The organism is Candidatus Manganitrophaceae bacterium, assembly GCA_016200325.1.
Taxonomy (GTDB): Bacteria; Nitrospirota; Nitrospiria; order SBBL01; family Manganitrophaceae; genus Manganitrophus.
This window is the reverse complement of record JACQEZ010000016.1, coordinates 72,523-93,238: the sequence shown is the minus strand read 5'-3', so window position 1 is coordinate 93,238 and position 20,716 is coordinate 72,523. Positions and strand designations below refer to the sequence as shown.

The following is a 20,716-nucleotide window of genomic DNA, read 5'->3' as shown; positions in this document are numbered from 1 at the left end:
TTTTCGGGTGTCCTTTTTTCTAACCGCAACGGGGGGAGGAGAGGGTTGCCCCGAGCGTGTCGATGGTCCCGCCATGGGGGGTGACGGCATCGGTCGGTGTCGGTGGAGCGTGGTCCCAGAGGTTGTTTCGGGCGAAGATCGCCCCGTCGGTCTGATTGATCAGGTCGCCCCCGTTGCAGCTCAGGATATTTTTTCCGTCGCTCCGTCCCCCGCCCCCCAGGTCGGGATGAGCGCCGCCTTCCACCGTCACGCCGCCGCCGGGGTTTCCGGTGATTTGGTTCTGCCGCAGTGCGGGGCCGGCGTCGGAGATCCGGACGCCGAGGGCGGCGCCGGCGGTGTTGTTTGAGAGAACGTTCTGGTCGATTTCGCTGGTATCGCCCGCCGTCGACTGAATGCCGGTTTCATTTCCGGTGATCGCACTGTTTGAAATGGACAGATGGCTTGCGATGAGGAAGAGGCCGATCTTGTTGGTGCTGAAAAGAGAATTGCTGATCGATCCGGTGACCCCCTCGGCGATCAGGCCGACCCCTCCCTGGCTCCGGATGGTCAACCGGGCGATCGATCCTCCCTCGGCGAGAATGACCGCCGCCTGAAGTGGGCCGGCGGTTGGGCTCGTGTAAACCCCGCTTCCCAAGATCACCGTCCCTGGGGCGTTGGCATTCGTCTGAAACGGCTCGCCGACGACCGAGACCCCTTCTTTGATAAGAATCGGAAAGGTCTCTCCGGGGTCGGTCGGAAGGTGGGTAGCGCTTCCGGGAGTGTAGGTGCCGGCTGCCACCTGGATGACATCTCTTGCCTGGGAGACCGAGAGGGCGTGTGTGATCGTGGCGAACGGCGCGTCGGCGGTGCCGGCATTGGAGTCGTTGCCGCCGGCCGAAGAGGGGACGACAAAATAGGTTTTCGGAGGATCGGTCGAGGGGCTTCCTCCCCCGCCCCCGCAGGAGAGGAGGGAGAAGAAAAGGAGGCTTAGGAAGAGGGGGCGGAAAGCTTTGTCACGATCGTTTCGGTGAGTGTCGATAGCGGGATCTCCTCTTGCACCTTGGTCGACATGTCTCGGAGGATCGCCTTGCCGCGGGCCATTTCATCTTCTCCGACGATCAGGACGTATGCCGCGCCGGCCCGGTCGGCCCGCTTCATCTGGTTCTTCAAGCCGAGGGTGTCGCTCCCCATTTCGCTCCGGATCTTTTTTTTACGGAGCGCCAGGAGGAGAGGAAAGAGAAATTGCCCCGCCTGCTTTCCGAGCGGCGCGATAAAGAGCTGCAGGCGCACCGCCGGGATTCGCGCCGGATCGATCAGCTGGATCACCCGCTCCATCCCGAGGGCGAATCCGATCGCCGGGGTCGGGGGACCGCCGAGCGCTTCGACGAGGCCGTCATAGCGGCCGCCGGCGGCGACCGCGTTCTGCGCCCCCAGTTTGTTCGTCGTCAGCTCGAAGGCGGTCTTCGTGTAATAGTCGAGTCCCCGGACGAGATGCGGCTGAAGCTGATACGGGATCTGGAGCTGCTCTAACCCTTCACGAACCGCTTTAAAGTGGTCTCGGCATTCGGCGCAGAGGTGGTCGATCGGGGAGGGGGCGTTCCGCGTAATCTCCTTACAGCCGTCTTTTTTACAATCCAAGATCCGGAGCGGGTTGGTCTTAAATCGCCGGTTGCAGTCCTCGCAGAGCTCCGGAAGATACTGCTCGAAGTAAGCCTGAAGCGCCGCGCGGTAGGCCGGCCGGCAGGCCGGACAGCCGAGCGAGTTGATCTCAAGCGTGAGGTCGCCGATCTGAAGCCGCTCGAAGAAGTGGGTCAACAGTGAGAGGAGCTCGACATCCTGGCGCGGATCGAGGTCGCCGATCACCTCCGCCCCGGTCTGATGAAATTGTCGGAGCCGTCCCGCCTGGGGCCGCTCGTGCCGGAACATCGGGCCGAGATAGTAGAGCTTGATCGGGCTGCCATAGTGGACCGCGAGGTTGTGTTCCAGATAGGCCCGCACCGTCGGGGCGGTCCCTTCCGGCCGAAGGCTCACCTTTTTTTCGTCCCAATCCTGAAAGGTATACATCTCTTTTTCGACGATGTCGGTCGCTTCGCCGATGCTCCGGGTGAAGAGCTCGGTCGCTTCGAGGATCGGGGTGCGGATCAGCGAGAAGCCGAAGGCGGAGAAGGTTTCATGCGCGATCGATTCGGTCCACTTCCAACGCTCGGCCTCTTCCGGGAGGAGGTCTTTGAAGCCTTTGAGTAACGTATATTTGGCCATATCGAATTCCAAAAATGATGGGAACACTATAGCGCCGAGGTCGCTTCGAAGTCAAGGCGGCGCGGTCGGTTTCTCGATCGCTCAATCGTCGTTCCCGCGGCGTCGGGGGTTCACGCGCCGCGGGCCCGGCAAGGGGCGAGCGTCTGGAGCCGACCGGATCGGGTTGATACTGCGTCTGAGGATAAAAAAGAGACGGGGAATACTGAAAAGGTAAAAAGTCACGGAATGTGCGGTGCTTTTGCACGTCGTTCCCGGATCGGATCGTTATTTCTCATTCTCACTTTAAAATCTTCTTGCCTCCTCTTTCAACGGCGGGATATACTGACGCTTGGCATTTGTCCTTCCCTATTTATCTTGAGCGAGCTTCTATGTTGGACGGGAAATACCTTCTCCTTCTTCAGGTCTCCTTTTTCGAGGATCTTTCGTTGGAGCAGTTGGAGCGGTTGGTCCCTCTGTTAAACGAGGGGACTTACCGAAAAAATGAGGTCCTCTTCCGGGCGAACGATCCGGGAAGCACCCTTTTCATCTTGGGGTCGGGGCGGGTCAAGGTGACGCTGACCGACCGGCAGGGGAAAGAGGTGATCCTCCGTCTGCTTCAAGCCGGCGAGATCTTCGGGGAGATGGCGCTGCTCGACGGCTATCCCCGGTCGGCGACCGTCACCGCGCTGGAGAAGAGCCATGTCTACATGCTCGAGCGGGAAGCGTTTCTCCGGTTCATTCAGGGGAATCCGCACTGGTCGTTGAAGATGCTCGCCACGATGAGCCGGCGGCTTCGAAAGGCGAACGAGCGGATCGGCGCGGCGATCTTCTCCGATGCCTACGGGAAGGTCAGCCGCGTCCTCCTCGATTTGATTCCGGAAGGGGAGTGGCGGCGGGCGGAGGGGGTGCAGCTTCATATGAAGCTGACCCGGCAGCAGCTGGCGGCGATGGCCGGCGTGACCCGCGAGACGTTTATCCGCATATTGAAGGAATTCGAGCGGGCCGGCGTGATCCGGACAGAAGGAAAGCAGATTATTATTTTGAAGCAGGCCGATCTCACTCGCGAGGCTTTGTGATATACTCCTAGATGGTATATAACTTTATGTTATCTAGGATGTCGTGCCGGTATTATCCCATTCTCGCCGTTTCTCTCTTCTCCCGTTTCTTCTGTTTCTCTTTCTTCCCCTGTTGGCCCAGTGCGCCGGAGGGGCTTCTTCTCCTCCCGCTCCTTTATCCGAGGTGACCCTGACCCCCGCGTCGCCTCCTTCCTCTTCGCAGACCGATTTGCCGCCCGGCGCGGAGCCGGTCCGCGCGCCGCAGCTTCGGCAGACGTTGGCGGGGGGAGAGGAAGGATGGCTCTCCTCTCCGGCCGTCGCCGACCTCGACGGCGATGGGAAAATGGAGATCATCGCGGCGCGCGACGGCCTTCTCTTTGTCTGGCATGCCGACGGCACCCTTTTCTGGAAAGCCACTCACGGTCTCGCGGCACAACCCTCGCCGACGCACGTCAGCGGCCGGATCTGGGGCCCGCCGGTGGTCGTCGATCTCGACGGCGACGGCCGGCCGGAAATTGCCGTCGGCAGCCATCAGGAGACCCTCACCGTCTGGAACGGGGACGGAACGTTGAAGGCCGGCTGGCCGAAGGTGCTCGGGAGCGATTCGGAATCGGGGAACCGGGAGATCCGGGCGCTGGCGGCCGGGCTTCTTGAAAACGGGAAGATGGGGCTGCTGGCGGCGCGGACCCGGCAGACCAAAGTGCCGGTCGCCTTTCTCTTTGATGCCAAAGGGGTGTTGTTTCCAGGCTGGCCGCAGCTGTCGGCCCTCGGAGGATGTCTTCTTCTTCCGGCCTTGAATGCCGACTGCTTTGAGGCGGGGACCTACAATCAGAATGTCGGGATCGCCGACCTCGACGGCGATGGGAAAAATGACCTCCTGATCAGTTACGACAATGCCTATATCGGCGCCTACCATGCCGACGGGGGCCCGCTCGGAACCTCTTTTTCCGCGCGGCCCTTCTTCCCGGGGGTGCCGGGCTTTCATGATCCGGCGTTGGCGGCGCAGGGGTGGGGGCCCGATGGGGCAGATCGCAGCGAGTTCACCGACTCCCCGCCGGTGGTCGCCGACCTCAACGGCGACGGCACCCGCGCGCTGATTCTGGTCGGAGATCATGAACGGGCCGGGATTACGACCATTTTGGGGAATTCGCTCTTTGTCTTCAAGAAAGATGCGACCCGCTTTCCCGGATTCGAGCGGCCGTTTGAGACCCGCCGCTATCATTCTCCGTTGATCACCGACGATCCGGCCGGGACGAACATCGTCGATGTCGAGCCGGCGCCGGCCGTCGCCGATCTCGACGGCGACGGAAAAAAGGAGATCGTCTTTCCGGCATACGACGGCGTCCTCTATGCAGTGCATCCCGACGGAACCCTCTTCTGGCAATATTCGTTCGCCGATGCCGGAACGCGCTTTGCCACCGAGCCGGTGATCGCCGACCTGAACCATGATGGGATTCCGGAGATCCTCTTTGCGACGTATGAAACGACGCCGGGAAAGGGGGCGCTGGTGGTGCTCAGTCATTCGGGGGCGGAGCTGGCCAAAGTCCCGCTGCCCGGCCGGGGGGCGATGGCGGCGCCGACCGTCGCCGACCTCGACGGCGATGGGGAGCTGGAGATTCTCATCAACCTGAAGGATACGACATCCGACGGCGGGCTCCAGATCTACACTGTTCCCGGATCGAAGACGAATCTCCTCCCATGGCCGACCGCCCGGGGCAACTTTCTCCGGAACGGCGACGCGACCCGTTAAAGGTTTCTCTTTACTTTTGGTGCGGAGATAGGCAAAATAGTCTCTTCAGCGGACTGTTTTCAATTTAAGTTCAATTTTTTTTTCATCGCCATTCCGGTGTAGGCGGAATCCAGTGACCTTCCTGTAGTTTTCCTGGATGCCCGCTTTGACGATGCTTCCCATCCAAAGGGTGGAGCGATCGTCACCAAGCGAAAGGGTTTTTCCATGCGTACGCGCCTCCAGCGCTTCGCGCGGCTTCGCCGGCAGACCGGACAGACGCCTACTTGACAGAAAACCAATAATATACAGTAGGCGGTAATACCTTGCCCGGCAGATCGTTCCACCTCCTGCTGAGGCGTTTTTCCAATCATACCCTAAAGCTGAAGTCAAGGCGTGCATCTCCCGGGGGACTATCCTTCGGGTGAAGACGCCATTAAAATGAGGGCTTTGTGTCCACACACCCAACCTTGGAGGTTTATTGATGTTTGCAATCAATCCGGTTCGAAGAGCATTTATCGGTCTGCTGTTTTCACTCAGTTTTTCCCTTTGGGGTTGTGCCGATGGTTCCTCTCCTTCCCCCGTGCAACAGGTTGCTTCCGGCGACGGCATCGTTCCTGCAGCGCAGACCGGCAATCAAACCCCTCCCATCAATGGTCAAGATCCCCTCTCTACCGAACCGGCCGCCCAGGGCGCCACACCTGCTTCCGTGGTCGCTCAAGCGGTCTCTCCCATTCTGGCGGTCCAAGCTCCCAAGCTCGTGAAGACATTGGTGGGAAGCGGATATGATGAAGGGTGGATGAGCTCCCCCGCGATCGCCGATCTCGACAAAGACGGCTACCCGGAGATTATCGCCGCCCGCGGACGCACCTTGTATGTATGGCATTCGGATGGGACCCTCTATTGGAAGGGGCTGGCCGCCACCACCGGACGGATCTGGGGTCCGCCGGTCGTCGCCGACCTCGATGCCGATGGACGGCTGGAGGTCGCCGTCGGCAGCCATCAAGAGCGGGTCTCCGTCTGGCAGTGGAACGGCGCCGTCAAGCCGGGCTTTCCCAAAGTGCTTGGCGGAAACACCGAGATCCGGGCGCTGGCCGCCGGCGTGATCAGCGCCGACGGGAAGATGGGGCTCCTCGCCGCGCGCACGCTCGTGAAGCCGATCGCATTTTTAATCAACTCCGCCGGCGCAATCATGTCCGGCTGGCCGCAGCTCTCCGCAACCACCGGCTGTAATCCCAAGGTGACCTGTTGGGAAGCGGGGGCGTACAATCAGAATGTCGGGATCGCCGACTTCGACGGCGACGGCAAAAACGACATGATCATCAGCTATGATACCGCCTATAACGGCGTCTTCAAGATGAACGGCGTTCCCTTTTCTACCGCGGCCTACTTCAAACGCCGCTATTTTTCAGGCGTTCCCAACTTTCATGACCCGAACTTGGCGATTCAGGGATGGGGTCCCGATGGCGCCGATCGGAGCGAGTTTACCGACTCTCCCCCGGTGGTCGCCGACCTCGATGGCGATGGAAAGAGAGAGCTGATTTTAGTGGGAGATCATGAGCAGGCCGGCAACACCACCAATCGGGGCAACGCGCTCTTTGTTTATCATTCGGACGCCAGCCGTGCCGCCGGTTTTCAATATCCGTTCACCACGGGGATGCCGCTCGTCTATGACGACCCCGGCGCCAATATTCTTGACGTGACCCCCTCCCCGGCGGTGGTCGATCTCGATGGGGATGGAAAGAAGGAGATTATTTTTCCGTCGTACGATGGAAATATGTACGCCGTCCATCCGAATGGAAAGCTCTTCTGGAAGTTCTCCTTTGCCAACAACGGCGCCCGGTTTGCTTCGGAGCCGGTGGTGGCCGACCTGAACAAAGACGGCCTTCCCGAAATTATCTTCTCGACATATGAAACGACCGCCGGAAAAGGGGCGTTGGTGGTTTTAAACCGGCTGGGGCAGAAGGTGGCGCAGACGCCGCTTCCCGGACGGGGGTCGATGTCGGCGCCGACCATCGCCGATGTCTACCGCAACGGCGAGTTGGAGGTGATCGTCAATTTGAAAGACAATGCGGTCACCGGGGGGGGAATTCAGATCTACAGCATCCCCGGCTCCAAGACCAATCAGATCCTCTGGCCGACCGGCCGCGGTAATTATCTGCGCAATGGAGATGCGACCCACTGATCAGGGAGAGGGGAGTGGGTTTTCCTGTCAATGGGAGACCCACTCCCTTTCGTAAGATTAGTAGGGGCGTTTGCGATGTGAAGGGAGGCATGGTTCTATTTTGCTCCTGCATTGAATCCACCTCCAATATTTGTTCGCTCACAGTTGACAGAACCCCCCGGTCTGCGATAAGATTTCCAACGTTTCGACCTTCCGTATGCGGGAATAGCTCAGCGGTAGAGCATCGCCTTGCCAAGGCGAGGGTCGCGGGTTCAAATCCCGTTTCCCGCTCCAGTTTTTCAAAGATTTAGAAAGTCGCCTCACCTTGAGAATCCTCGTGGAATGAACCCTAAAAACGAGACAATCCCATCATCACAAGTTAGCTCAAACAAGGCAGACGGCTTTGGGAAGTAAGCCGAAGGCCCCAGCGGTTAGGTATCCAGGAATAGATTCCGACTCCGCGTTCTCTTGCCCATCCTTTCATCGATGAACTCAAGATAGAGTGCCTCCCTCAACGGTATGCTCGTTTAATATATATCCATGCGATGTTTCCCCGATTTCAGCGATGTGCCGGCCGTCTTGACCGCTGCAGTGTGAAGCAGTCACCTCCTTCTCCATCGTCTAAAGGTATTGGTCTTCCGATTCCGATCATCATTCTGCCAATCTTTCCTTCACACAAAATAAAGGCACCGGTCCTGAAACAGGAACACCGGTGCCTTTATTGAAGATCGAGAAAAAAGGATCGTTTACATCATCCGTACCACCCCTCTCATCACCTGCCTGGCACAGAGGTAGAGACCGGGGTAAACGGTGCCTCGACCCTGCGGGCGGTAAAGTTGTCGAACCAGGTGGTGGCAGGTCCGGACGCAGAGGCGCGGATGCCTGAGAAATCTCCCTTTGGTAGAGAAGCGTCCACCGCTGTGAACAGGGGGGCACTCTCATCCTGGAAGAAAACCGCCAAGCCGGTGCCTTGGACCACCAGGCGAAGCCGATAATAGGTATTGAGCTGTAACGGCTGGCTGGCCACCCCGATGCGTGTGGTGACCCCATTGACCGTTTTGAAGAGGGCGATATTTTGCAGACCGGCATCGAGGCGCAGCCGGTAGAAGTTGCCGGCATCTGACCAGCGGGCCATGAGGCCGCAGGCGGTATCAGGGGCTGTCACTTTACACTGCACCGTGATATCTTGATCCGGCCCGAGGATTTGGTTAAAGACCGCCGCCTTATTTCCAGCATTGGTATTTCGAAGCTGATTGGAGAAGATCTCTAAACCCGACAGATATTCATTCCAATCGAGCCCCAGGTTGCTCGAGTTGGCGCGAGAGAAAGGATCAGAATAGGGGGTGACGACATCGAAATTATCAAACCAGACCGCGCCGGGTGAAGTGCTAAAAGACCGAATGCCTGTCAGATCTCCTGTCCGCAATGAGCCGTCCGTCACGGAAATTAAGGGATTACTTTCATGATTTAAGAAGACCGACAATACGGCGCCTTCTACCACCAAGCGCAGATGATAATAGGTATCGATCTGAAGCGGGCGCGTCGCAGCGCCGAGAGAGTTGGTGACGCCATTGACGGTTTTATAGAGGGCCACATTTCCTTGACCGACATCGATTCGGGCGCGGTAGAAATTGTTTCCGTCGGTCAATCGCGCCATCACGCCGCAGCTGTTTCCGGGAGCCATCACCTTACAGTCAACGGAGACGCTCTGGTCGGGCCCAAAGGCCCGCTTGTAGGTGGCCGACTCATTTCCGGCGGTGACATTGCGCAGTTGCTGATTGAAGATTTCGAAATCCGGCTGATATTCATTCCAGTTAACACCGAGCTGGGTGCCATTCGGTCGGTTAAAGACGTCGGTCAGGCCGAGATTCAATACTGAGAAGAAACCATCATTATGGCCGTTGACCGTATCAAAGGCACCGGGCGTGGTTGGGAAGTCGGTCGAACCGGTAATGCCGCTCAGGTAGATTTGTTCGGAGGCATTGATCGCAATGGCAAAAGAAGCATCTTCCGAACCGCTTCCCCCGAGGAAGGTGGCGTAGAGCAATGCGGAGCCGGCGGCATTGAGCTTTGTTAGAAAAATATCATATACGCCATTAATCGTTGTGTCGAGTGCCCCGGGTGTTGTCGGAAAGTCAGCCGAGCCTGTATAGCCTGTTACATACGCCTCTCCGGAAGAATTGACGGCAATGGCAGTCGCCACCTCTGGGTCTTTTCCACCTAGAAAGGTGGAGTAGACGAGGCTGGAACCATTTACATTGATCTTCGCTACAAACCCATCGGGGGCGGCGTCATTGTTGGTTGATCCACCCTGGAAGGTGGTCTGATAAGCGCCTGGCGTCGTTGGAAATCCGACTGAGCTGGTCTGACCCGTGATATAAACCTGCCCTGAGGCGTCTACTGCGATGGCGGTGCCAAAATCATTACCACTCCCGCCAAGAAAGGTGGAATAAAGGAGGCTTGAGCCACTGGCATTTAGCTTTGTCACGAATACATCGTAGAAGCCCCCCTGATAACTCGTCTGATAGGCCCCGGGGGTCGTCGGAAAGTCAGCGTGGCCAGTATATCCGGTCAAATAGGCATTCCCTCCCCCATCGACTGCAATCCCAGAGATGTTGCAGTAGACGCCAAGGAAAGTGGAATAGAGCAGGGCGGAACCGGTCGAATTCAGCTTTGTTACAAAATCACCTTTTGCAGTGGTATTAAATGCGCCTGGAGTCGTCGGAAAGTCGAACGAGGGGGTTTCTCCAACAATATAGGCATTTCCGGAGGCGTCGATGGCGATGCCATGGGCGGAGCCGTTAGTGCTATTTCTAGCTAAAAAGGTGGAATAGAGAAGATCTGATCCAGCGGCATTTAACTTGGTGACAAAAGGCTTTATCGAGCCCACAACTGTAGAATTCGAAAACGCCCCCGGGGTCGTTGGAAAGTTGGCTGACCGGGTCCAACCGGTCACATAGGCGTTTCCCGCAGCATCTACGGCAATGCCAGTTGCTCCATCGCTTTCATTTCCTCCCAGGTAGGTCGAATAGAGGACAGTCGAGCCGGTGGGATCCAGCTTTGACACAAAGGCATCGCAGCAGCCGCCATTGAATGTTCGATCATAGGCACCGGGTGTGGTCCGAAAGTCATTGGATTCGCTTGTGCCTGTGAGATAAACATATCCTGAAGCATCCACCGCAATGCCATTACCTTGGTTTCTGCCGCTTCCGCCTAAGAAGGTCGAATAGCTGAGAATTGGATCGATGATCAGTGCTTTTGATTGATCATAAGCGGCCACCTGAAAGCCGATCCGGTTTTTCCCTTTCTGCACATAGCGAGCCGGGATGACCTCCCGCACGCCACTTTTCTCTTGATAGACCAGCGGCCGGTGGAGGCGGACCTCCTCGCTGCCGACTTTTAGAATGAGATCTCCTTCAGAATTGATCTGTAACTTGTCTGAGCCTTCAAAGCGCAGTCCGATCTTCTTCGGGTCGGCTCCCGGCGCGACGACGAAATCATATTCCAACTGACGTTGATTGCCGTAGTAAACCAGATCAATGCCGGGATAGACATTCTCATAATGGACCTTCTCATAGGTGGTGACCCCCTTTGTCCATCGAGCGGGGTCTTGCCCAATCAGGTAGTTTACCTTCCCGGGCAGTCTTTCTTCTCCCGTGATCTTCGGGTGAGGAGCCGCCCCGATCAGCCGCATCTTCAAGGTGGCCGTCTCTGTTTTATTGGTTACCTTCTCTCTGGGGTCCTTGGGAGCTTCCGAGGCTTTCGTCAGTGTCAGGATAGCGTCGGTGTGAGTGAGGTAGAGGATATATCCTGCGCCTCTGGATAAAAACTGAACCGCCGGATCGCTCTGTCCGGTATTCGCCTCAAAACTCAGGGGTAGCTTGCCATATGAGGAGAGGAGCTGTTGTCGAACATCGGAGGGAGGTTGAGAAGAGGTTGAATCGAATTGGATTGCGGCATAGACCGGTGTGGCAACCATCAACATCAAAAGAATCTGCAGACGAATGGAAAGCTTCATCGATCATCCCCCTGGTATATTGCAATTAAGTTGCAAAAAGGTTCAAAGCGCGTCTAACTTAAAACCCGTTCCTCTATAGGTTTCGTAGCTTGATTCCGCGAGCGATTTATTCGGATCGGCACTAGGGGAGATGTTTAAAATGTGCTCCAATAGCGGCGGCGTTAATGCATAGAGATAGAAAGGCTTATTTCCAGTATGGAGTAAACCGCGAAAGGGATAAATAGGGAGAAGACGACGGTTTGGAATAGCTTCAACGCGAACGCATCTCATGAGGATTGCAATTAAGTTGCAAGCGAAGGTCAATACGGTGAAGGGAGATAAAACAGTCGACCAAAGGTTAGAGTAATGAAGAGAAGGAATGAAAACCAAATACTTCTGGGGGTTGGGGGCTTTCATGGAGGCTTGTCCCTGAAAGGGATTCTCAGCACAATTAAGAAAATATCCTAGATTAAAGCAAGAAAGATGCCTTCATATAACCTATGCATGGCGAACTCATATTTATGAAGCAATTGGCGTTTGGAATAGACCCGACAATGCGACCTCCATTGGTAAGAATCGAGTCGGGCAGCTCCAAGAGTACGATGCCCCGCCATCCCTATTTGCATCGCTCCCTTTAGTGACATGCTCGTCTGTCGGAGCGTTATCCAACGTACCCTCTTTTCTCTCTCGCCCTTGCAGGGGGTGAGAATGTTATAATCGACTCACCTACTAAACCTGGGTTGCTCCGATGAAACGACTCACGTGGGTCTTGCTTTCGATTTTCTTCGTTCTCTCTCCCGATCTCCCCGCCTCGGCGATCCCGCCCTGTCCGCCGAAGGGGGAGGGGGGAGATCCGGCGCTGAATCGGTTGAAGAACCGGATCGATGCGCCCGCCACCTATGAGATGATGACGGTGGCGCAGTTTTTAGAGACATTGACCCCGAACCTTCATGCCGCGAAGGATCGGAGCGATTTCTCTCTCGCACACCGGCTCTATGTCGATCGAAATGAGGCCCGCGGAATTACGCTCGAAGGGTATCTGCTGCATGCAAAGCAGGCCGGTCCGGAGGGGGTGAATTGCTATTCTAAAACGCGGCGGGATTTTCTCCTCTGGATCGGAGCCAAACATCCGATGACCCTCAAAGAAGCCGAGGCGATGCGACCGGAAGGGGTGCGCGTCGATGCCACCCCGGCCGGGCAGCATCAACACAAAAGCTGGCGTCTTCACACGCTGAAGCAATGGGCGAAAGAGGGGACCCGGATCCGGGTCTCGGGCTGGGCGCTGTATGATTCCGAACATCCGGGCGATGTCGGCAAAACCAGGGGATCGCTCTGGGAGGTGCATCCTGTGACGAAAATAGAAATCTGGGATGGAGAGACGTGGAAAGAGCTGTAGCCGGCGGCTGAATTTTTAAGATCAAAGCCGGGTTATTTATTGAAGCGGTCCCCGAGAAAAGCCCGCTGCATCCTCTTCGAATCAGCGTCATCGGCGCATTCGAAAAACGCGATAGCGAGAATCAGGAGCGAAGAAGCGGTGTCGATCGATCCTTACGGTCTTGAGCGAAGACATCAAAAGCTCGCCCCCTTGCCGGTCTTTCTAAGAAGAGTCGCGGTGAGTCTCTTGATTGCAGCGGCGTTGGCCTCTGTCGCGCTCTGTATCGGGATCGCCGGCTACCACTGGATCGCGGATCTTCCTTGGATTGACGCTCTGTTGAATGCCTCCATGATTCTCGGCGGGATGGGACCGGTCGACCCGCTGCTGTCCAAGAACGCCAAGCTTTTTGCAGCGGCCTATGCGCTGTTCAGCGGACTGATCTTTATCGGCGTGATGGGAATCGTCTCCGCGCCCCTCGCGCATCGGATGCTGCATCATTTCCATATTGATGAAAATGATTTGAAGAATCGCCGGGATAAGAAGTGAGGTTATCTCAATCCCATCTTCTGAAAGCGCGCGAGGAATACCAACAGAATCAGCGCGGAGGCCATAAAGAGAAAGGTCGGGGATAACGGAACGGGAGAGGGTGCGTCTAATTGAAAAGCCATGTCGATCACCGGCCGGCCTTCATTGTCCACGGCGGCCTGCCAGGGACCCTCGACCGGATCGATAAAGCTGCGCTGAATCCCATCCGTCGTGGCAGAGGATTCCCAGAGCCAGGCCTTTGGACCCCGGTCGTTAAAGATACTGATCCAATAGAGATCATTCTTTTGGATCGTGAGCGGCGTCGAAAGGGTCGTCGAATATCTGAACTCCGGGTTCAGTCCGAAGATCTCTTCTCCGGTGGAAATCTTGATGGCGCTGCCGCCGATCGAATAGCTCTGTAGGAGAGAACCCGGTTTCCCGGCGGTGTCGCTATAAAACCGGAGGGTGAAATTATCGGGACCCGAGGGATTGAAATATCCCCCCCACCAGGTCACCCGTCCAATCTGCGCCGATTGCTTGGACCCAAAATTGTCGGCCACCACAATGAGCGGCGACACGGAACCGGGCAGTGTAAATCCGGAGGTGGCGCCGCCTCTCTGATCGGGCAACTGTTGAAAAAGGATCTCCTCTGCATCGACCTTCTTAAAAGATGCAATCAACAAAATGAAGCCGATAAATAGGACCGCGCCTTTTTCGATCCACCCCATCAGATCTCCCTTGAGAATTGGTCGTTGGATGAATGTATCTTTACACATTGAAAACGAAACAGCTTCTCACACTTGGGAAAAGAACCGGGGGTAAATTATTAATCAGACCGTGAGATTAATATGTAATGAATTTAAATTGCAAGTGCAAAAACAATATGAAAGGGGTGAGGACTTCAACGCCAGATTGACGCATCTCCCTCTACAAAGCGGGTGCCGGTTTAATGCGGTCATGCAGCAGACCGTGGCCATCTTTGTATTGATTCCTGATTGTCCTGGGGATATGATCCGGGCGGCAAATCAGAAACAGTGTGAATTGTCATCATCGGACGATCATCTTATAAAGGGGACCTTTCATGAAGAGAATGATAATTTGGTTTGGGGGGGTCTTTCTCCTCTTCAATCTCCTCTTCCTCCGTCCTGCCGGCGCCGAAGGGGTGGCATTGGGCATCATTACCGGCGGGCAATATCTGAAAGACACGGAGAGTGACCGGATTGCCTATTTAATCGGGGTCATCGATGGAATTTCGATCGAGGCGTTCAAGGCCGCGAACAAAGCGCAGACACCCTGGCTGGCGACCTGTTTGGAGAATCTGGAAATCGCCGAAGTGAAAACCCTGTTTGAGAAGAGGCTCAATGCCGGAGCGGAGACCTTGCGCGCGCCCGCCGCATTGACCTTCCGCAATGTAATGGAGGCATTTTGCCAAAACCGAAATAAAGATTCAGCGAAATAAAAAGAGCGACCAGCCGCTTCTTGATCCTCCGATTCTGCGGCGCTTTCTTTTGACTTTTTCATGAAAGATGGACCCCGGTCGGCTTAAAGGGACCTCTCGCTGAGAGGTCCCTTTTTTTGTTGAACATCCGAAAAGAGGAATTGTAAGATATGGGCTCATCCCCAGCCGGATTATTCCTTCATTAAATCAGGAATGGTTCGTCAGCGGTCAACCCTTTGTTCTTGTTGATAGGAGTCCCTTGTGCCGACGCAAATTCTGATCGGGCCGATTGGAAATGAAGTAGCGCGCCCCCTGAATACGGATGTGGCGCTGCTGAGTTATTTTAGCCAGCGCGTTCATCAGATCGTTGATGCGGCCGCGAGCCAGACTGCGGGGGGAAGACTCGCCTCGGTCGACCGCTATTACCGGCAGGCCCTGATTTATCTACACGGCCTGGAATGGATGGTTTTATATGGTGAGATCGATCCGGAATTGAAAGAGGAGACGAAAGCCCAGATCGGGACCTTCATCAAAATGTTAGCCGAGATGCATTTGAGAGGAACGCTCAACAAACCGGAATTTGAATTACAATGAGGAAGAGATGAGCTTTTTAAAACATCAGGTTTTAGTCGGACTGGTGATGGTCCAAGCGATCGTCATCCTGTTTCTGGTTTTTAACGCAATCTTACTTCGGAACGATTTGATTTTTGCCGAAGGTCAGGTGAACTCTTATAAGAAAGCATTTACCCAAGAGTTGGAAAGCGCCGACCCGGAAGACCCCTTGCTTCGTGAACTGACCGATGAGAGAAATACGCTTTTGCGAGAGTATTCAGCAACCCATGAAGTCGCACGGACGTATGGGATCAAATCGGATCGTTCAAACTGAAAGTCCCGATCGTCCCGCGCCTCTGGCGTCAAAGCGACCGTCGGCGCGGTCGACCTCGGACCCAGAAATAGAAGAGGCTGTGCGGGCGGATGCAGCTGCATCCATCTCCATTTGACCGGCGCATTTTTCGAGGCGGCGGCACCCTCTTCCAAAGGGGGAATCGAATGATCAGGTCTGCTCCCCCGGCATTGCCGTCGGCGACGACCTGGGGGACTGGGCCGGTCCAATTTAACGCCGCCTATGCCTGCACGTACTTCACGTAAATCTCCGGCGAGCCGAACGATTTAATTTCGGCCTCAAGACGCGCCCGCTCTTCCTGTCCCTCCAGATCCGGCACCGATGCCGGAAGGAAGAAAGCGCGATCCTCAAAGATACCTTAACCCTTCTGGTGGTCGGAAAATGAGGCCGTGCGCTGCCAGCGGTGGCGCATGCCCCACCCGACCTTCTCCGGCGTCCTAAGAAAGACCCTTCTCCCGACCATCTTGATTCTCCTCAAGCGCAGGTGCTATCCTATAAAATAGTGGGTTAGATGTTTTCGGGCCTCCATGGCCCGACGTGGTTTTAAATTGATAGATTACTTCCTTTATGGGTTTTCCCGTTCTATCTATTCCCATGGTCATCACCTAAAATGAGCTCCGCTCTCGTACCGGAGTTGCTACTTATGGGGGAGAAAATCTCCCGTTCAAAAAGGATGGAAGGAGACCATGGATGGGACGTCGCATTCTTGTCGCGGATGACAATATAGATACCCGGCAGATCCTCAGGGCCCTCTTAACCCGCTCCGGCTACGATGTCTTCCTTGCGTGTGATGGGAGAGAGGCGCTCAACGAATTCGAGCGGGTCCACCCCGATCTGGCTTTGATCGACGTCATGATGCCGGAGCTGAGCGGCCTGGAAGTCTGTCGCGCCGTCAAAAGCATTCCCCACCTTCGCTCGGTTCCGGTCGTCATCATCACCGCGAAAACCGATGCCTCTCTCAAAGAAGAGAGCCGCTCCGCCGGGGCAGACGCGGTCTTGATCAAACCGTTTAATCCGAGGGAGATCGTCGGCACCATTCGAAAATACTTCCCCCCCGGTTCTGAAGAGAGGAACTGATTCAACCCAGCCGGAATTCAATCGCCCGGTCTTCTGAAACCCATTCGATGAAAATCGTCTGATGAAATGAACGTGAAGGAGTCCAGATGTCGGATCGAATTTTAATTGCGGATGATCATCAGGAGACGCGTTCGCGTCTGACGGCGCTTTTGACAGCCGCCGGGTATGAAGTGATTCTTGCGGCCGATGGGCGGCAGGCGGTGGAGAAGGCGAAAAAAGATCGGCCCGATTTGGTCCTGCTCGATTTGAAGTTACCTGAGAACGACAGCCTCGACGTCTGCGACACCCTCAAAAGCCTTCCAAAGTTTCAGTCGACCCCCATTTTGATCCTCACCGATCGGGCCGAGATCCCCTCCCAAGAAAAGAGCCTGAAGCAGGGGCCGGGCGAGTTGATCCCGGCGAAGTTTCATCCGACCGATCTGCTCGTCAAAGTACAGGGCTGTCTTCACAAAGAGCGGCCCCGCGTCTCCAACGCGTAGTTCCCCCTCGGACGGCATGAACATCCGTTAACGACAAGGGAGAAACACCGTTAGGGTCGATCCTTTCCCCACCTCGCTTTCCGCCCGGATGCTTCCCCGCAGCAGGGTGAGGAGCTGTTTGACGATCGTCAGGCCCAAGCCGACCCCGCCGAATTCGCGCGTGTTGCTTCCATTGGTCTGATAAAACGGCTCGAAGATCTTCCGGAGCGCCGCCTCCGAGATGCCGATGCCGGTATCCCGAATTGAGATTTCAGCCCCTCCTTTTTCAGGCACCGCCCGGGCGGTGACGCTGATCTCGCCGTTTTTCGTAAACTTGATGGCATTTGCGAGCAGATTGATAAAAATCTGACGGATCTTTCCCTCATCCGACTCAAGAGTAAGAAGGGCGGACGATACATTCAGCCGAAGGAAAATGGCTTTCTGCTCGATCAATGGCCGCAAGTCGGTGATCAATTCGCGAAGGAGCGGGACGAGGTCCACCGTCTCGGTCTGCACCTCTCGGTTTCCCGATTCGAGGCGGGCCAGGTTGAGAATGTTGTCGATCAGCCGAAGGAGGTCCGCAGCGTTTCGTTGCACCCCTTTCAGCGGCATTTGCGCCTCTTCCGTCATCCGTCCATAAATGCCGTCGATCAACAGATCGGTGTAACCGATGATGGCGTTCAGCGGCGTTCTCAGCTCATGGGAGACGGTGGAGAGGAATTGCGATTTCATCTCGTTTGCCTCCTCGGCAGCCGCCGTCTTCTGCTCCAGCACTTCATAGCGGCGAATGTTCTCCATCGCGATGGAAGCGCTGTCGGCCAACACCTGAAGCAGCGCCACCTCCTCGGGGGTTGCCCGGTGCCGCGCCGCCCAGTAATTGCCGATCGCGCCGATTGGCGCGGCGGTCCGGATCGGCATAGATATCTTCAATCACCGCCGGCTGCCGGTGGAGCATCGCCCAGCCGGAGATACAGCTCGCCATCGGAAAACGCTTTCCCTTCCAGAGAGGGCCGATCGCCGCTTCGTCGGCATAATAGCAGAGATCGCCGTCGCGCAGGATGAAGCTCACCCCGTCGGCGCCGGTCAACTCCCGCCCGGCATGACGGACGATCTCCATGACCTTCTCCAGATCCCGCGCCAGCGAGAGGGTTTGAACCACCCGGATCAACCGGTCTTTCACATCGACCCCGTCGGCTTTTTCCCCAGTCCCATCGCTTCTCTCGCCCGCGCCGCGGGGGGAAGTCGGCGGGACCTTCGGCAATTCGCTCATGCGGTTATCCTAATATGGACTCCATTCCATATCGCCCCGCCAAAAAAAACCATCGACACGATCTCTGGCGATATGAGAGCGGGGCCGCCGTCATCCGAATTTTCAGTAGGTCGTTTTTTTTACCGTTATTTCTGATTCGAAGAGATCGGGTGTTGCAGGTTGGTGCTAAGAAATGCAAAGAGCATTCCAGAAATGCGTATTATAAAATACCGGTTCATTATTGCTTTCTCCAGCATGCACGCGCTGCGAGCGTGGGCGGAGGGATGCAAATCGTTTCAAAAAAATGCAAGAGGTTGCCGACTCTAAAAGCCGGTTGCATCGCAATCAATTTGCTGAAGCATTTCCCGGGATGTTTCAGTCGGGCATTAGAATTGGACGTCGATTTTCTCCCCCTTCGACGTCTGGCATTCTCCAGTCCCCCCGCCGCTTAGCCCTTTGGGAGGGTTCTTCAGGTCAAAGCGACAGCGCATCGTATCCCCTGGATTGCCGAAGAGGGTGGCGACCACCCTGTTGGAGTAGTTGGTCCGAAAGGCGGTGAAGTCGGGTGCGTTGATCCAGGGGCCTCCGTACGGACCCCAGTCGGTCCAGTAGGGAGGCCAGCCGGCCCAGTAGGGGGAGACGGCCCTCTCCTCCGTCGTCGAGGTAATCTGGACATAGGTTCCGGAGAACGACTCCCCGTTGGGAAGGGTGGTCCAGAGCATTCCGCCGTGACCGCTGCGGTCCGACTTGAAATGCATGATGACCGCCGTGTTCGCCTGAGCGGGAGAGGTGAGCTGTCCGTGCAAATCGCCCTGATGGGCGCAGTCGACCAGCGCGGTTGCGAGAAAAAGCATCAATCCCAACGAACGGGCCATTCCACGCATCTCACATTCCTCCCCACTTTAAATCGGAACCCTTTCCGCCGCGCCCCGGCGGGGACCGGCGGGTCGGTTCTTCTTCTTAAAGTAACACCGATGCGGCGGGACGTTCGGTGAAGCGGCTTACAAGGCGAGCCGGACCGGTTGAACGTCAACCCCAGCCGTGTTCTTTCAATGGAGCTCCTTTTTCCGTAGAATAACAGAGGAGCCCAGCCGGGGATGCGCTGAGGAGCGGTTTTTTATTATCGATATAAAAAATAAGGAGGGGGTCGATTGAATATGAAAGTCATTGAGCTCGAACGATTCGGCGGCCCCGAGGTGCTCCGGGTCGGGGAGCGGCCCCGCCCGGCGCCGGGAGAGAAAGAGGTGCTGATCGAAGTGCACGCCGCCGGTATCAATCGTCCCGATTGCCTTCAGCGCCAAGGGGCCTATCCCCCGCCGCCGGGGGCCTCCGACCTTCTCGGCCTGGAGGTTTCCGGAGTCGTTGTCGCCCGCGGCGCGAAGGTCACCCGTTGGAAGGAAGGGGATCGGGTCTGCGCCCTTCTGTCGGGCGGGGGCTATGCCGAATCTGTCGCCGCACCCGAAGGGCAGTGCCTTCCGATTCCGTCGGGTTTTGATTTCATCCAGGCCGCTGTCCTGCCGGAGGCGGTATTCACCGTCTGGACCAATCTCTTCGACAGCGGCCGGCTTCAAAAAGGGGAGGCCATTCTCATTCAGGGCGGCTCGGGCGGAATCGGGACCACCGCAATTCAGATGGCGCATCTCTTCGGCGCCCGGGTTTTCACCACGGTTGGAAAACGAGAATCTGTCGCGGTCTGCGAGCGGCTCGGCGCGGAACGGGTGATTCTCTACAAAGAAGAAGATTTCGTCTCGGTGGTAAAGCAGCTCACCGAAGAGAGAGGGGTCGATGTCATCCTCGATATCGTCGGGGGGCCGTATTTCCTCCGCAATCTGGAGGCGCTTGCGATGAAGGGCCGACTGGTTCAAATCGCCACCCTCCAAGGGGCGGCGGTGACGCTCGACCTTCGAAAGATAATGCTTAAGCGGCTGGTCGTCACCGGGTCGACCTTAAGGCCCCGCTCGGTGGAAGAAAAGTCGGCCCTCGCCGCGGCGTTGGAGAGGGAGGTTTGGCCGCTGCTTGATCGGGGGAAGATGAAGCCGGTTATTTATAGGACCTTTCCTTTGGAGAAGGCGGGGGAGGCGCATGCGCTGATGGAGTCGGGGGAGCAGATCGGCAAAATTGTTTTGGTGGTGAAATAAGACTTTGAATAGAGTCAAAAGGTAAAAGGGAAATCCTTCTGAGGGTTGAATCTGTTTGGAAATGCCTGAGTAGAGCCGTGCAAAAGAGAATACCCCCAAACCATCCGTTTCCCGCTTCCAACCCGCGCAAATTTTTAAGGAATATCGCCACACAGGTATGGTATGATCCGGCGATAGAGGAGGACCATCCAATGATTCAAGTGACTGAAGTGGCTAGAAAGAAGATCGATGCGCTGATCAAGGATCACCAGGAACAGAAGAAAACCACCGTCGAGGGGCTTCGCCTGACGACGAAGGGGGGACCGACGAAGGTCGAATATAGCCTTGCCTTTGTTGAGGCGGGGAAGGAAAAGGAAGGGGACGTCGTCACGGAGGCCGAGGGGCTGAAGCTCT

18 protein-coding genes and 1 tRNA gene are annotated in these 20,716 nt (G+C 56.4%); 12 read left to right on the top strand and 7 right to left on the bottom strand.

The window, feature by feature from the left end; all coding sequences use genetic code 11:
- Positions 1 to 19 precede the first annotated feature (19 nt).
- The gene (locus HY282_13345; GenBank protein ID MBI3804735.1) at positions 20 to 1,018 is read right to left on the bottom strand and encodes a DUF1565 domain-containing protein; all 999 of its coding nucleotides are present in this window, start codon (positions 1,016 to 1,018) and stop codon (positions 20 to 22) included.
- Positions 967 to 2,238 (bottom strand): histidine--tRNA ligase, encoded by a 1,272-nt coding sequence (locus HY282_13340; GenBank protein MBI3804734.1) that lies wholly within the window; start codon positions 2,236 to 2,238, stop codon positions 967 to 969. The genes HY282_13345 and HY282_13340 overlap by 52 nt, the downstream gene beginning before the upstream one ends.
- Before the next feature lie 368 nt (positions 2,239 to 2,606).
- On the opposite strand from HY282_13340, the gene HY282_13335 reads away from it, so the two are divergent.
- Positions 2,607 to 3,293 carry a Crp/Fnr family transcriptional regulator gene (locus HY282_13335; GenBank protein MBI3804733.1) on the top strand — a complete coding sequence of 229 codons (687 nt, stop codon included), beginning with the start codon at positions 2,607 to 2,609 and terminating at the stop codon, positions 3,291 to 3,293.
- 43 nt (positions 3,294 to 3,336) lie between these two features.
- Positions 3,337 to 5,022 (top strand): VCBS repeat-containing protein, encoded by a 1,686-nt coding sequence (locus tag HY282_13330; GenBank protein MBI3804732.1) that lies wholly within the window; start codon positions 3,337 to 3,339, stop codon positions 5,020 to 5,022.
- Between the two features lie 45 nt (positions 5,023 to 5,067).
- Here HY282_13330 and HY282_13325 read toward each other — a convergent pair whose 3' ends face one another.
- On the bottom strand, positions 5,068 to 5,400 hold the full coding sequence (locus HY282_13325) for a hypothetical protein (GenBank protein MBI3804731.1): 333 nt from the start codon (positions 5,398 to 5,400) through the stop codon (positions 5,068 to 5,070).
- 82 nt (positions 5,401 to 5,482) lie between these two features.
- Here HY282_13325 and HY282_13320 point away from each other — a divergent pair, with 82 nt between their 5' ends.
- Both HY282_13320 and HY282_13315 read left to right on the top strand, forming a co-directional pair.
- Entirely contained in the window at positions 5,483 to 7,183 is a 1,701-nt protein-coding gene (locus HY282_13320) for a VCBS repeat-containing protein (GenBank protein ID MBI3804730.1), read from the top strand.
- A gap of 198 nt (positions 7,184 to 7,381) precedes the next feature.
- Positions 7,382 to 7,456 (top strand) — tRNA-Gly (locus tag HY282_13315).
- 478 nt (positions 7,457 to 7,934) lie between these two features.
- On the opposite strand, the gene HY282_13310 is transcribed toward HY282_13315, so the two are convergent.
- Positions 7,935 to 11,180, bottom strand: a complete 3,246-nt coding sequence (locus HY282_13310) for an SBBP repeat-containing protein (GenBank protein ID MBI3804729.1) — start codon at positions 11,178 to 11,180, stop codon at positions 7,935 to 7,937.
- A 727-nt stretch (positions 11,181 to 11,907) separates the two neighbouring features.
- On the opposite strand from HY282_13310, the gene HY282_13305 reads away from it, so the two are divergent.
- Together HY282_13305 and HY282_13300 are read left to right on the top strand one after the other, a co-directional pair.
- Positions 11,908 to 12,555 (top strand): hypothetical protein, encoded by a 648-nt coding sequence (locus HY282_13305; GenBank protein MBI3804728.1) that lies wholly within the window; start codon positions 11,908 to 11,910, stop codon positions 12,553 to 12,555.
- Between the two features lie 144 nt (positions 12,556 to 12,699).
- A complete protein-coding gene (locus tag HY282_13300; GenBank protein ID MBI3804727.1) occupies positions 12,700 to 13,080 on the top strand; it encodes a hypothetical protein in 381 nt (126 codons plus the stop codon).
- Positions 13,081 to 13,082: 2 nt separating this feature from the next.
- On the opposite strand, the gene HY282_13295 is transcribed toward HY282_13300, so the two are convergent.
- A complete protein-coding gene (locus HY282_13295; GenBank protein ID MBI3804726.1) occupies positions 13,083 to 13,787 on the bottom strand; it encodes a hypothetical protein in 705 nt (234 codons plus the stop codon).
- A gap of 353 nt (positions 13,788 to 14,140) precedes the next feature.
- On the opposite strand from HY282_13295, the gene HY282_13290 reads away from it, so the two are divergent.
- The 5 genes from HY282_13290 to HY282_13270 all read left to right on the top strand — a co-directional run bounded on the left by HY282_13290 (position 14,141) and on the right by HY282_13270 (position 16,957).
- Positions 14,141 to 14,518: a hypothetical protein gene (locus HY282_13290; GenBank protein MBI3804725.1), complete on the top strand. Its 378-nt coding sequence runs from the start codon at positions 14,141 to 14,143 to the stop codon at positions 14,516 to 14,518.
- A gap of 240 nt (positions 14,519 to 14,758) precedes the next feature.
- Positions 14,759 to 15,091, top strand: coding sequence for a hypothetical protein (locus tag HY282_13285; protein ID MBI3804724.1), 333 nt, complete (start codon positions 14,759 to 14,761; stop codon positions 15,089 to 15,091).
- A 7-nt stretch (positions 15,092 to 15,098) separates the two neighbouring features.
- The gene (locus HY282_13280) at positions 15,099 to 15,383 is read left to right on the top strand and encodes a hypothetical protein (GenBank protein MBI3804723.1); all 285 of its coding nucleotides are present in this window, start codon (positions 15,099 to 15,101) and stop codon (positions 15,381 to 15,383) included.
- 708 nt (positions 15,384 to 16,091) lie between these two features.
- On the top strand, positions 16,092 to 16,478 hold the full coding sequence (locus HY282_13275; protein MBI3804722.1) for a response regulator: 387 nt from the start codon (positions 16,092 to 16,094) through the stop codon (positions 16,476 to 16,478).
- A gap of 86 nt (positions 16,479 to 16,564) precedes the next feature.
- Positions 16,565 to 16,957 carry a response regulator gene (locus HY282_13270; GenBank protein MBI3804721.1) on the top strand — a complete coding sequence of 131 codons (393 nt, stop codon included), beginning with the start codon at positions 16,565 to 16,567 and terminating at the stop codon, positions 16,955 to 16,957.
- A 27-nt stretch (positions 16,958 to 16,984) separates the two neighbouring features.
- On the opposite strand, the gene HY282_13265 is transcribed toward HY282_13270, so the two are convergent.
- Both HY282_13265 and HY282_13260 read right to left on the bottom strand, forming a co-directional pair.
- Positions 16,985 to 17,854 (bottom strand): HAMP domain-containing histidine kinase, encoded by an 870-nt coding sequence (locus tag HY282_13265; protein MBI3804720.1) that lies wholly within the window; start codon positions 17,852 to 17,854, stop codon positions 16,985 to 16,987.
- 717 nt (positions 17,855 to 18,571) lie between these two features.
- Entirely contained in the window at positions 18,572 to 19,069 is a 498-nt protein-coding gene (locus HY282_13260) for a hypothetical protein (protein ID MBI3804719.1), read from the bottom strand.
- A 273-nt stretch (positions 19,070 to 19,342) separates the two neighbouring features.
- On the opposite strand from HY282_13260, the gene HY282_13255 reads away from it, so the two are divergent.
- Positions 19,343 to 20,323 carry an NAD(P)H-quinone oxidoreductase gene (locus tag HY282_13255; GenBank protein ID MBI3804718.1) on the top strand — a complete coding sequence of 327 codons (981 nt, stop codon included), beginning with the start codon at positions 19,343 to 19,345 and terminating at the stop codon, positions 20,321 to 20,323.
- Positions 20,324 to 20,716 lie beyond the last annotated feature (393 nt).